This is a genomic window from Streptosporangium sp. NPDC003464 (genome assembly GCF_053588315.1).
Map to the genome: position 1 here is coordinate 1 of NZ_JBSFPS010000305.1, position 11437 is coordinate 11437.

Genomic DNA, 11437 nt, shown 5'->3' on the forward strand with positions numbered 1-11437 from the left:
CGGGTCACCGGCCCCCGGCCCGCCGGGCGTCACCGGCAGGAGTCGCGCACCCAGCAGTCGGCCAGATGGTCGTTGACCAGCCCGATGGCCTGCATCAGCGCGTAGGCGGTGGTGGGGCCGACGAACCGGAAGCCACGGGACTTGAGCTCCTTGGCGAGCGCCTTGGAGCCGGGGGTCTGGGCCGGCACGTCCGCCAGGGTCTTCGGCATGGTGGAGTCGGGGTCGGCGTGGCGCCAGACGAGGTCGGACAGGTCGACCTCCAGGGCGGCGCGCGCGTTGGCGACCGTGGCCTCGATCTTGGCCCGGTTGCGGACGATCCCGGTGTCGGCCAGCAGGCGGTCGACGTCGGAGTCGCCGAAGGCCGCCACGGCCGGGATCGAGAACCCGGCGAAGGCGGCCCGGAAGTTCTCCCGCTTGCGCAGGATCGTGATCCACGACAGGCCGGACTGGAACGCCTCCAGGGTGAGCCGCTCGAACACGCGGTCGTCGCCCTCGACCCTGCGGCCCCACTCCTCGTCGTGGTAGGCGATGTATTCGGGGGCCGAACTCACCCAGCCGCAGCGGACGGGCTGCGCGGGCCCGGTCATCGTGCCTCCTCCGAGTCCGGCACGCCCGGCCGGTCGCGATCCCAGCCGTCATCCGGGCGGTGCTCCCAGCCGCCTCCCCGGTCGCCGTCGCGGCCCACCTCACCGTCGCGGCCGGCCTCACCGTCAAGGTCGGCCTCACCCTTGAGGTCGGCGGCCTCACCGTTGAGGTCGGCGGCGTCACGGACACGGTCGGCGGCTGCGTCGCGGTCGGCGGCCGCGTCACGGTCGGCGGTGGCCGCGTCACGGTCACGGTCGGTGACCACGTCGCGGTCGGCGAGGGACTCCGGCAGCGCCTCGGACAGCTCGGGCAGCTCCATGGGCCCCTCGGGCTCGTGGTTGGTGCGCGGGCCGTCCGGCGGGCCGGCGTGGATCTCCTTGCGGGCCTGGAGCCGGAAGGCCAGCAGCTCCGACACCCGCTGCTCGAGGACCGCGATCCTGGTGTCGCGCTCGCCCAGCGCGTTCACGACCCGGTTCAGCGTCTCGTCCACGCTCTGCGTGTGATAGCCGACGAGGCTCACCGGCAGTTGCAGGCTCATGAGGTCGACGGCGCCGAGCTGACCGGCGCCGGGCAGGTCGAGCGGAGGGACGTCGGGGGCGAACTCGCTCAGTTCGCCACCCCGCCCCGTGGCGACCACCACCACACCCGCGAGAATGGCTACGGCGGCGAGAGCGAGTATGACCAGCACATACGAATCGTGCCACAACTCCCCTGATCTAGGATCGCGCCATGACAGCTCTCGCGGTAATCGGCCCCGACGACCCGGGCGGACCGGACTGGGCCGAGGCCCACTCGATCGCCGAGATCGAGGAGCTCGTCCGGGCCGGGCGGACCGTCGCCGTCACGCCCGCCGCCCTGGCCGGAGACGACCGGGAGGCCGCGGAGCTCGCCGCGGCCTCGATCTGCGCCTGGGCCGGCGCCCGGGTCTTCCGCACCACCCGCCCCGCCCAGGTGCGGCTGGCGGTCGAGATGACCGAGTCCCTCGCCGGGCGGCGTCCGCCCGCGCTAACCCGCCGTGGCCTCGCCTAGCTCCTCGGCGCTCGGCACCAGGCGCGTGGTCCTCTTCTCCAGGTGCTGGAACGCCTCCTCGACCGTGGTGGTCCAGGAGATTGCGTCGAAGACGTTCGGCCGGGTGAAGCCCTCCTCGTGCATCCGCTCGACCAGGGTCTTCAGCGGCGCGTAGACGCCCCACGGGTCCAGCAGCACCAGCGGCTTGTCGTGCAGGCCGATCGTCCGCGCCGTCCAGATCTCGAACAGCTCCTCAAGCGTCCCGATGCCGCCGGGCAGCACCAGGAAGGCGTCGGAGCGGGCGTCCATGACGCCCTTGCGCTCACGCATGTCGGTGGTGACGACCAGCTCGTCGGAGTCTTCGTCGGCGACCTCGATGTCCACCAGGGCCTGCGGGATCACCCCGATGGTCCGGCCTCCGCCCGCGCGTGTCGCCCGGGCCACCGCGCCCATGCAGGACACCTTGGCCCCGCCGCTCACCAGCGTGTGCCCGCGGCGGGCCAGTTCGGTGCCGACCTCCTCGGCCAGGGTCAGATACTTCTGATCGATCTTCTGACTCGATGCCAGGAATACACATATGAACACAGGCAAACCCTATTGTGCGTCGCCGACCGTGTTCCGGGCTGCCCGCTGCTCCTCCCTGAGCCGCTCGGCCCTGTTCCGGTCGGCGTCGGCGATGATCCGCACGGCCTCGTCCACGTCGTCGGTGAGGTGGACGAGGTCCAGGTCCGCCGGGGAGATCTTGCCGCTGGACACGAGGGTGTCCTTGATCCAGCCGATCAGCCCGCCCCAGAACTCCGTGCCCATCAGGACCACGGGGAAGGAGGTGACCTTGCGCGTCTGGACCAGCGTCAGCGCCTCGAACAGCTCGTCCATCGTGCCGAAACCGCCCGGCAGCGCGATGAAGCCGCAGGCGTACTTCACGAACATGGTCTTGCGGACGAAGAAGTAGCGGAACTCGATGCCGAGGTCCACGTACTCGTTCAGGTGCTGCTCGAAGGGGAGCTCGATGCCCAGGCCGACGGAGACCCCGCCCGCCTCCCTGGCCCCCCTGTTGGCCGCCTCCATGCAGCCGGGCCCGCCGCCGGTGATCACGGCGTAGCCCGCCTCGGAGAGTTTCCGGCCGATCTGGACGCCCAGCTCGTACTCGGGGGTGCCCTCGGGGGTCCGGGCGGACCCGAAGACGGTCACCGCCTGAGGCAGCTCGGCGAGCTGGCCGAAGCCCTCCACGAACTCCGCCTGGATGCGCATCACCCGCCACGGGTCCATGTGCAGCCAGTCGGCGGGCCCCCGGCGGTCGAGAAGCCGCTGGTCATGAGTGGATTCGGAGACGAGGTCGCCGCGGACCACGGCGCCTCCCTGACGGCGTTCCGGACGTGTCTTCTTCATGCCGGTCACCGTAGCGCCGCCTTCGGAAAAATCTTGGAAAATCTCCTGGAAAACACGGAACCGGATTTCGCGGAGCCTGCGTCTAACTGCCGAGGGTGCTGCTCGGGACTGAAAGTGGCTTTCCCCGCCAAATGGCCGGCGAGGAAAGCCACTTTCATTTGTGTCCAGGCCAGGCGGCCGATACGCCCAGGTCAGACGGCCGGTCGCGGCGGTGTCAGCCCAGCCAGCCGAGCATTCTGCGCTCACAATCGGCGATCTTCTTCAGTGAGACGTACTCCCCGCGCTGATGCGCCAGATTCGGGTCGCCGGGACCGTAGTTCACCGCGGGGACCCCGAGGCCGGAGAACAGCGACACGTCGGTCCAGCCGAGTTTGGCCCTCGGGGTGCCGCCGACGGCCTCCAGGAAGGCCGCCGCCACCGGATGGGTCAGGCCGGGCCGCGCGGCCGCGGCCCCGTCGGTGAAGCGGACCTCGAAGCCGTCGAACACCTCGCTCACGTGCGCCTGGGCGGCCTCCAGCGACAGGTCGGGGGCGAAGCGGTAGTTGACGGTCACCACGCACTCGTCGGGGATCACGTTGCCCGCCACACCGCCGTCGATCGCCACCGCGTTCAGGCCCTCGTGGTATTCCAGCCCGTCCACCACCGGCAGCCTGGCCTGGTAGGCGTTCAGGATCGCGAGCACCGGCTCGGCCGCGTGGACGGCGTTGACCCCGAGCCAGGACCTGGCGCTGTGGGCTCGCCTGCCGCGGGTGGTGATCTGGGCCCGGAGCGTGCCCTGGCAGCCGCCCTCGATCACGCCGTCGGTGGGCTCCATGAGCACCGCGAAGTCACCGGCGAGCCAGTCCGGGTGCCTGCGGCTGAGCCGGAGCAGGCCGTTGCGCTCGGCCTCGATCTCCTCGCAGTCGTAGAAGACGTAGGTCACGTCCCTGCTCGGCGTCCGGAGCGCCGCCGCCAGCTTCAGCGCGACCGCGACGCCGGCCTTCATGTCCGAGGTGCCGCAGCCGTACAGCAGGTCGCCCTCGACCCGGCTGGGCAGGTTGCCGGCGACCGGGACGGTGTCGATGTGCCCGGCGATCACCACCCGCTCGCCGCGGCCCAGCTCGGTGCGGGCGACGATCGCCTCGCCGTCGCGGTGCACGCTCAGGTGCGGGAGAGGCCGTAGTGCCTGCTCGACCGCGTCCGCCAGTGCCTTCTCGCCGCCGCTGACCGACTCGACGTCCACGAGCCGCGCGGTGAGCGCCCCGACGTCCTGTGTGAGATCCAGACGCGTACTCATGCCCGCGACCCTATCCCCGCCCGCGGGTTCCGCTGGAGGGCGCGTCGCGCATCAGCGAGCCGGCCGCGCCGGCCGGACGCCCGGCCCGGCATCGGAACCGCGCGAGGCGCCGGCGGATCCGGACACCGACCTGGCCAGGGAGGAGGCGGCCGTCCGGCGGCAGCGGGCCATGCTCGCCGAGCTGACGCACACCGGCCACGACCCGGCGCCGGCCGCGGGGCCGGGCCACAGCTACGCCGAGCTGGAACAGCTCTTCCCCGCGCGGCGCAGGGTCGTCTGGCTCCTCGTGGGCTGACGCCTCACACGTTGACGCCGTGCTCGCGGAGGATCCCGTCGAGCTCCGCCCTGCCGTGCCGCCGCCCCTCACGCAGGCGTCTGAGCACCAGCACGCAGGGCAGCCCGAAGGTGCCGCCGGGGAACTCCCTGGCGTGGGTGCCGCCGACCGCCACGCACCAGTCGGGGATGCGGCCCCGGTCCAGCTCCTCGCCCGTCCGCGCGTCGATGACCGGCGTCGAGGCGGACAGGATCGTGCCGGCGCCGACCACGGCGCCCCTGCCCACCCGGGCCCCTTCGACGATCATCGCGCGGCTCCCGACCAGCGCGCCGTCCTCGACGACCGCCGGGGCCGCGCTCAGGGGCTCCGGCGCCCCGCCGACGCCCGCCCCGCCGGACAGATGGACGTTCTCGCCGATCTGCGCGCACGAGCCGACCGCGGCCCAGGTGTCCACCACGCTCCCGGCGCCCACGTGGGCGCCGATGTCGACGAAGGAGGGCATCAGCACGGCGCCGGGCGCGATGTAGGCGCCCCAGCGGGCGATCGCCCCCGGCACCACGCGGACACCGTCGAAGGAGGTCTTCAGCGGGACGCGGTCGTGGTGGTGGAAGTCACCCACCTGGGAGCGGGACATGCCGAGCACGAGGGAGGCCAGCAGGACGGCGCGCCTGGCCCGCTCGTCCACGACCACCTCACCGGCGGGGGAGACGGCGGCGGCCCTGGCCCTGCCGGTGTCGATCATGTCGACGGCGGCGACGACGACGCTCCGCGCCTCGGCGTCGCCGGGGCCCAGCTCGGCCCGGCGCTCCCACAGCTCGTCGACAGCCGCCGGCAGCGGGCTGGGATGGGACTGGATCGTGACTCCTCCGCTCCCGCGCGAAAGCGGCTTCTCACCAGGCCGGACGGGCATCGCGGCGGACAGGCCCGGCCCGCGGAACCTGTGGAACGATAACAGAGGGCGACCGTCCGGCTGCGGGATTATGCCGAGAATCTCCGGCGGTTCTTCTCCTGCCCGGGACCGGTAGGTTCTTCAGGGTGCAACGGCGCTTCTCCAAAGGGGTCATCACGATCTTCGTGATCGTCACCGTGCTCGCGGCGGCCATCACCGTGGGCCTGTTCACCCTGCTGAACCGGGTCACCTCGTTCACCGCGCAGCAGGAGGGTTGCACGATCACCACCCCGGCGGGCTCCATCGAGCTGGAGATCGAGCAGGCGCAGGTGGCCTCGGCCATCGCGGCGGTGGCCGCCCGCCGGAAGCTGCCCGAGCGGGCCGTGGTGATCGCCTACGCCACCGGCATCCAGGAGTCCAAGCTGCTCAACCTGCCCTTCGGCGACCGTGACTCGGTCGGGGTGTTCCAGCAGCGGCCCTCGCAGGGCTGGGGCAAGCCCAGTCAGCTGATCGACCCGGTCTACGCCGCGGGGAAGTTCTTCTCCGCCCTGGTGAAGGTCAAGCACTACCGGAAGCTGCCGCTGCACGAGGCGGCCCAGGAGGTGCAGCGCTCGGCCGACGGGTCGGCCTACGCCCAGCACGAGGGCGAGGCGAAGATCCTGGCGGCGGCGTTCACGGGGCGGGTGCCCAAGGCCGTGCGCTGCTGGTTCCCGACCCCCACCGGGAAGACGCCCCTCCCCGGCGCCGCCGCGGCCAGGCAGGAGCTCGCCCGCGCGCTCGGCTCCGGCACCACGCTCAACGCCACCTCGCAGAAGCACGGCTGGCTGATGTCCACCTGGTCGGTCACCCACGCCCGGGAGTTCGGGCTGAGCCGGGTCCGCTACAACGGCCAGGTCTGGTCGTCGACGGATGACGACGGCGGGTGGAAGGCCGACGCGGGCGCCCCGGCGGGCCGGGTCGAGATCTCCTAGCCCTTCTTCTCGATTTTGATGGAGCCCGGCGGGAGCGGCTGGGCGTAGGAGGAGCTCCAGGGCTGGCCCTGGAGCCGCTCGAAGCAGAGCAGGCGGCCGTCGGCGGCCCGGTAGTCGGCGAAGTCGAGCAGGCCCCTCTCGGGCATCGAGGTGACGCCCTCCCCGCGGAAGGCCGCCGTCCCGCGGTCCACCGGGAAGAACTCGACCCCCTCGACGCTCAGCGTGGTCTTGGCCGGGATCATGCCCTGGGTGGGCACCGGCGTCCACAGCAGCACCTCGAGATGGGGCGGGTCGCCCGGCTTCAGGCCGGGACGGGTCTCGACCGACAGCCACTGGTAGCGGCGGGTGCCGTCGTCGAGCAGGTATTCCGTCCACTGGGTGCCCTGCCACGACAGGTACATGGCGCCCAGGACGCGGGTCCGCGCGCCCTGGCAGTCGATCGTGTCGCCCACCTTGATCGTGCGAGGGTCGGGGTAGTCGATGCCGACATGGCCCATGCTCGGCTGGGGCGGCGGCTGCGCGTCCTCGGCCGGTTGGAGGGGGGTATCGCCGGGCGGCTCGGGCTTGCGCGGTTTCCTGTCCTGGCGCGTGGTCGCGTAGAACGCGCCGAGCAACAGGACGAGCGTCACTGCGCTGAGTCCGAGTATCGCGGCGACCTCAGGGGTCATGCCGCGGGATCCTACTGGAGGCGGCGGACCGCCGCACTGACGCGTTCGTCGCTCGCGGTCACGGCGATCCGGATATGTGACCCACCGGCTTCTCCGTAGAAGTCACCGGGTGCCACCAGAATCCCCTTGTCGGCCAGCGCCCGCACCTGCTTCCAGCAGTCCGTGCCGTTGGAGGCCCACAGGTAGAGGCCCGCGGTGGAGTGCTCGATCTCCCAGCCGGCCGCCTCCAGGGCGGGGCGCAGCGCCGCCCGGCGGGCGGCGTAACGGGCCCGCTGCTCCTCGGCGTGCTCGTCGTCGTCCAGGGCGACGGCCATCGCCGCCTGGACCGGCGCCGGCATGAGCATGCCCGCGTGCTTGCGGACCTCCAGCAGCCGCCGGATCAGCGCCGGGTCACCCGCGACGAACCCGGCGCGGTAGCCCGCCAGGTTGGAGCGCTTGGACAGCGAGTGCACCGCGAGCAGGCCCTCGTGCGAGCCGCCGCACACGTCCGGGTGCAGGATCGAGATCGGCCGCTCCTCCCAGCCCAGCTCGATGTAGCACTCGTCGGAGGCCACGACCGCGCCCCGCTCGCGCGCCCACGAGACGATCTTGCGTAGGTGCTCGGCGGGCAGGACCTTGCCGGTCGGGTTGGACGGCGAGTTCACCCAGACCAGCGGCACCCGCTCGGGTCCGAGCGCCAGCAGCCCGTCGGTGGCGTACGGCTGGGCGCCCGCGAGCCGGGCCCCCACGTCATAGGTGGGGTAGGCCAGCTCGGGGAGGATCACGCGCTGGCCGGGGCCGATGCCGAGCAGCGTCGGCAGCCAGGCCACGAACTCCTTGGAGCCGATCAGCGGCAGCACGTCCGCCTGGTCGAGGCTCACCCCGTGCCGGCGGCGCAGCCAGCCCGCCGCGGCGGAGCGGAGCCGCTCGGTGCCGTAGGTCAGCGGGTAGCCGGGACTGTCGGCGGCCTCCGCCAGCGCCTGCCGCACGACGGCCGGGACCGGGTCGACGGGGGTGCCGACCGAGAGGTCGACGATCCCGTCGGGATGCGACTGCGCCAGCTCCTTGAGCGGCGTGAGTCGGTCCCATGGGAAATCCGGCAGGCCGATCACAGCTCTCCCCGATAGGCAGGTCCCCCGCCCCGGCCGGGAGGGGGAAGACGTCTTGTCAGCGGGCTCCGGCCGGGCGGGGCGGCTCAGTGCGCGCCGCCCCGCCCGGCCGGGCTCCTAGTGGCTCTCGGCCTGCGGGGGCAGGGCCGCGACGACCGGGTGGTCCTTCTGGATCTTGCCGACCTTGGAGGCGCCGCCGGGCGATCCCAGGTCCTCGAAGAAGTCCACGTTGGCCTTGTAGAAGTCCTTCCACTGCTCGGGAAGGTCATCCTCGTAGAAGATCGCCTCAACAGGGCAGACTGGCTCGCACGCACCGCAGTCCACGCACTCGTCGGGGTGGATGTAGAGCATGCGCTCGCCCTCGTAGATGCAATCGACGGGGCACTCCTCGATGCACGCCTTGTCCAGGACGTCCACGCAAGGCTGCGCGATGACGTAGGTCACCTCGGGCTCCTTCTTTTTTACGCACCTAGGCACGACTTCGACCGCGGGTTGCTACGCCCTAGTATTGCCGTGCCCGCCAAATGTCCGAAACGGGAGGGGGCAAAAGACGGTGAACCCAGGCCTCGGCGCTCGCCTAAATATCACCATAACCCCTTCTGACGTGGGCAAAAGAGTAACCACACGGCGGCGGGTTCCAGAAGGGTTTCGCGACGCGGTGGGCCAACTCGAATTCTGGCGGGACGGCGTGCTCGGGGTGCGCAAGCGCGACGGCAGCCTGGTCGAGATCCCCCAGGACACCCTCGCGGCGGCGAAGGTCGTCCCGGGCTGAGCCCGACCGCGCAGGTCACGGCCCGGCCGGTGGGGACGGCGGCCCGCTCCGTCCGGGTGTAAGCCGTTCACCAAGAAAGGCCGCGCCTCCTCGACCCGCCCCGCCTTCACCAAGAGTATTCGACATGTGACCGTACGCATCAGCGCCGCAGCCGTGATTCTCACCGCCACGATCGCCGGGTGTGGCGCCCCGGCCACCGAGAGCCGCCAGCTTCCGCCGGCCAAGCCCCAGGCCGCCTCCCTGCAGGAGGGGTTCTCGACCATGGACCACCTCGTCGAGACGGCCCGCAAGGAAGGCTCGCTCACCGTGATCGGGCTGCCGCGCGACTGGGTGAACTACGGAGAGATCATCGACACCTTCTCCGAGGAGTACGGGATCAAGGTCGACCAGCTGGAGCCGGAGGCGAGCAGCCGGCGGGAGATCGAGTCCGCGGCCCGGCTCAGGCCCGACGTCTTCGACCTGAGCCTGGAGGTCGCGGTGGCCCATGCCGCCGCCTTCGCCCCGTACAAGGTCCAGAACTGGCAGGACATCCCCGACGAGCTCAAGGACCCGGCCGGGCGGTGGTACGCCGGCTACGGGGGCTACATGTCCATCGGTTACGACCCGGGCAAGGTCGCGGCCCCCACCTCCTACGGCGACCTGCTCAAGCCCGGCTACAGCGTCTCGCTGTCCGGCGACCCGCGGCAGGCCGCCTCGGCCTTCAACGGGGTGATGGCCGCCTCGCTCAGCAACGGCAGGGCCCAGGCGGAGCGGGGGGTGGAGTTCTTCCACCGCCTGAAGCGGGCCGGCAACCTCGCGGCCTCGGAGCAGGCGGCCTCGGTCGTCCTCGACTGGGACTACCGCAACGCCGGGCGGGCGGGCTGGAAGGTCGCGATCCCGGGCGACGCCGCGCTCAGCGCGTACTACGTCCAGGCCATCAGCAAGAACGCCCCGCACCCGGCCGCCGCGCGGCTGTGGCAGGAGTTCCTCTTCTCAGACAGGGGCCAGAACCTCTTCCTCAAGGGCTACGCCCGGCCGGCCCGGATGGAGGCCCTCCGGATGCGGGGCGCGCTGGACGGGGATCTCGCCGCCAAGCTGCCCGCCACGAACGCCCGGCCGGTGATGCTGACCATTCCGCAGACCGACGCCGCCAAGGCGTACCTCCAGCGTGCGTGGGGTGGGAAGGTCGGATAACCCTGAGGCTGCCGAGACTGATATGTCGCGACATCCCGGAGGCTCTAAAGTGTCTGGAGAGCACCGATAAGAGGCCGTGGCGTCTCAGAATGTGAGCTGATCGTCATGCGATACGACGCCCCGGGCCTGACGAGGTGGAACGCTCGCTCCTACGACAGCGGCTTCGGATACGTCTCGGCGCACGGCGCCCCCCTGGTCGACCTGCTCGACCCCCAGCCCGGGGAGCGCATCGTGGATCTCGGCTGCGGCACCGGGGTGCTGACCGCCGAGATCACCTCCCGGGGGGCCCGCGTCCTGGGGATCGACGGATCCCCGGCGATGATCGAGAAGGCCCTGGCGCAGTATCCGGGGCTGGACTTCATCGTCGGCGACGGCAGTGACTTCACGGTCGCCCAGCCGTACGACGCGGTCTTCTCCAACGCGGCCCTGCACTGGATGGGGCGTGAGCCGGACGCGGTGATATCCAGCGTGCGCGAGGCGCTGACCCCCGGCGGGCGGTTCGTGGCCGAGATGGGCGGCGCGGGCAACTGCGCCGCGCTGACGGCCGCGCTGTCCACCGCGTGGCGGGAGCACGGGCTGCGCGAGCCCGACCTCCCCTGGTACTTCCCCACTCCGGCCGAATACGCCACGCGGCTGGAGAAAGGCGGGTTCGTCGTCCGGCTGCTGGAGTACTTCGACCGGCCGACCCCGCTTGACGAATGCCCCAACGGGGCGGCGGACTGGGTGCGGATGTTCGCCGGCTCACTGCTCCACGGAGTGCCCGTGGAGCTGGCCGAATCACTGCTGCGCCGGGTGAACGAGCTGGCCGCGCCCGCGCTGCGCCGGGAGACCGGGTGGATGGCCGACTACGTGCGGCTCCGGTTCGCGGCCGTACGCCGCTGACCGGACCCGATGCGCCGGGGCGATTTGCCAGACTATGGTCTGTTCCATGAGTCTCGTTCCCCGGCGACGTGGAGTGACTCGGGCGGCTTGAGGGGCTGGTGAAGGGAACGGATGAACTTCTGTCTGAGTGACCTCGTGCCGCCGCTGCGCTGGAGCGACGCGGCCACGATCCCACTCCTGCGTGACCGGCCCGGTCTCCCGGACGCCTGGTGGCGCAGCCTGCCGATGGCCCGGGTGCTCGCCGTGCTGGAGCCGGAGGAGCTGGCCGAGATCCTCGCCCGGATCGCCCTGGAGCACTGGCCGGCCGCCGCCGTGGGCGACGTGCTGCCCGCCCTGTACGTCCTGGACCCCGACGAGGCCGACGAGCCACGAAGAACAGGAAGAGCGGACTCTCGTTGCGGTTGGCGTCCACCCAGTCCCGCGCGTCGTTGACGGCTGCGAACTGCGCGGCGTCGTCGTCGT

General features: G+C 71.6%; 16 protein-coding genes. 7 read left to right on the plus strand and 9 right to left on the minus strand.

Annotated features, from left to right (window positions below; genetic code table 11):
* Positions 1 to 29: 29 nt before the first annotated feature.
* Both ACWDS7_RS41410 and ACWDS7_RS41415 read right to left on the minus strand, forming a co-directional pair.
* Entirely contained in the window at positions 30 to 587 is a 558-nt protein-coding gene (locus ACWDS7_RS41410) for a DNA-3-methyladenine glycosylase I (protein WP_451933740.1), read from the minus strand.
* Positions 584 to 1273 carry a hypothetical protein gene (locus ACWDS7_RS41415; protein WP_451933741.1) on the minus strand — a complete coding sequence of 230 codons (690 nt, stop codon included), beginning with the start codon at positions 1271 to 1273 and terminating at the stop codon, positions 584 to 586. The genes ACWDS7_RS41410 and ACWDS7_RS41415 overlap by 4 nt, the downstream gene beginning before the upstream one ends.
* A 41-nt stretch (positions 1274 to 1314) precedes the next feature.
* Here ACWDS7_RS41415 and ACWDS7_RS41420 point away from each other — a divergent pair, with 41 nt between their 5' ends.
* Complete coding sequence (locus ACWDS7_RS41420; protein ID WP_451933742.1) at positions 1315 to 1614, plus strand: hypothetical protein; 300 nt, start codon at positions 1315 to 1317, stop codon at positions 1612 to 1614.
* On the opposite strand, the gene ACWDS7_RS41425 is transcribed toward ACWDS7_RS41420, so the two are convergent.
* From ACWDS7_RS41425 to dapE, 3 genes are all read right to left on the minus strand, one after another.
* Positions 1591 to 2178, minus strand: a complete 588-nt coding sequence (locus ACWDS7_RS41425) for an LOG family protein (protein WP_451933743.1) — start codon at positions 2176 to 2178, stop codon at positions 1591 to 1593. The genes ACWDS7_RS41420 and ACWDS7_RS41425 overlap by 24 nt on opposite strands.
* A 9-nt stretch (positions 2179 to 2187) precedes the next feature.
* Positions 2188 to 2982, minus strand: coding sequence for an LOG family protein (locus ACWDS7_RS41430; protein WP_306864096.1), 795 nt, complete (start codon positions 2980 to 2982; stop codon positions 2188 to 2190).
* 214 nt (positions 2983 to 3196) lie between these two features.
* Entirely contained in the window at positions 3197 to 4258 is a 1062-nt protein-coding gene (gene dapE, locus ACWDS7_RS41435; protein ID WP_306864094.1) for a succinyl-diaminopimelate desuccinylase, read from the minus strand.
* On the opposite strand from dapE, the gene ACWDS7_RS41440 reads away from it, so the two are divergent.
* Positions 4257 to 4553, plus strand: coding sequence for a hypothetical protein (locus ACWDS7_RS41440; RefSeq protein ID WP_451933744.1), 297 nt, complete (start codon positions 4257 to 4259; stop codon positions 4551 to 4553). The two genes, dapE and ACWDS7_RS41440, sit on opposite strands and share 2 nt — an antisense overlap.
* A 4-nt stretch (positions 4554 to 4557) precedes the next feature.
* Here ACWDS7_RS41440 and ACWDS7_RS41445 read toward each other — a convergent pair whose 3' ends face one another.
* The gene (locus tag ACWDS7_RS41445) at positions 4558 to 5442 is read right to left on the minus strand and encodes a 2,3,4,5-tetrahydropyridine-2,6-dicarboxylate N-succinyltransferase (protein ID WP_451933745.1); all 885 of its coding nucleotides are present in this window, start codon (positions 5440 to 5442) and stop codon (positions 4558 to 4560) included.
* A 125-nt stretch (positions 5443 to 5567) separates the two neighbouring features.
* Here ACWDS7_RS41445 and ACWDS7_RS41450 point away from each other — a divergent pair, with 125 nt between their 5' ends.
* Positions 5568 to 6392, plus strand: coding sequence for a hypothetical protein (locus ACWDS7_RS41450; protein WP_451933746.1), 825 nt, complete (start codon positions 5568 to 5570; stop codon positions 6390 to 6392).
* On the opposite strand, the gene ACWDS7_RS41455 is transcribed toward ACWDS7_RS41450, so the two are convergent.
* The 3 genes from ACWDS7_RS41455 to fdxA form a co-directional block, all read right to left on the minus strand.
* Positions 6389 to 7060, minus strand: a complete 672-nt coding sequence (locus ACWDS7_RS41455; RefSeq protein WP_306864085.1) for a DUF4178 domain-containing protein — start codon at positions 7058 to 7060, stop codon at positions 6389 to 6391. The two genes, ACWDS7_RS41450 and ACWDS7_RS41455, sit on opposite strands and share 4 nt — an antisense overlap.
* Before the next feature lie 11 nt (positions 7061 to 7071).
* Complete coding sequence (dapC, locus tag ACWDS7_RS41460; protein WP_451933747.1) at positions 7072 to 8151, minus strand: succinyldiaminopimelate transaminase; 1080 nt, start codon at positions 8149 to 8151, stop codon at positions 7072 to 7074.
* A 114-nt stretch (positions 8152 to 8265) separates the two neighbouring features.
* Positions 8266 to 8592, minus strand: a complete 327-nt coding sequence (fdxA, locus tag ACWDS7_RS41465) for a ferredoxin (protein WP_306864079.1) — start codon at positions 8590 to 8592, stop codon at positions 8266 to 8268.
* Between the two features lie 160 nt (positions 8593 to 8752).
* On the opposite strand from fdxA, the gene ACWDS7_RS41470 reads away from it, so the two are divergent.
* From ACWDS7_RS41470 to ACWDS7_RS41485, 4 genes are all read left to right on the plus strand, one after another.
* Positions 8753 to 8920: a putative acetyltransferase gene (locus ACWDS7_RS41470; RefSeq protein ID WP_451933748.1), complete on the plus strand. Its 168-nt coding sequence runs from the start codon at positions 8753 to 8755 to the stop codon at positions 8918 to 8920.
* Positions 8921 to 9046: 126 nt separating this feature from the next.
* On the plus strand, positions 9047 to 10093 hold the full coding sequence (locus tag ACWDS7_RS41475; RefSeq protein ID WP_451933749.1) for an ABC transporter substrate-binding protein: 1047 nt from the start codon (positions 9047 to 9049) through the stop codon (positions 10091 to 10093).
* 105 nt (positions 10094 to 10198) lie between these two features.
* Entirely contained in the window at positions 10199 to 10975 is a 777-nt protein-coding gene (locus ACWDS7_RS41480) for a class I SAM-dependent methyltransferase (RefSeq protein WP_306864074.1), read from the plus strand.
* 111 nt (positions 10976 to 11086) lie between these two features.
* Positions 11087 to 11407, plus strand: a complete 321-nt coding sequence (locus tag ACWDS7_RS41485; RefSeq protein WP_451933750.1) for a hypothetical protein — start codon at positions 11087 to 11089, stop codon at positions 11405 to 11407.
* Positions 11408 to 11437 lie beyond the last annotated feature (30 nt).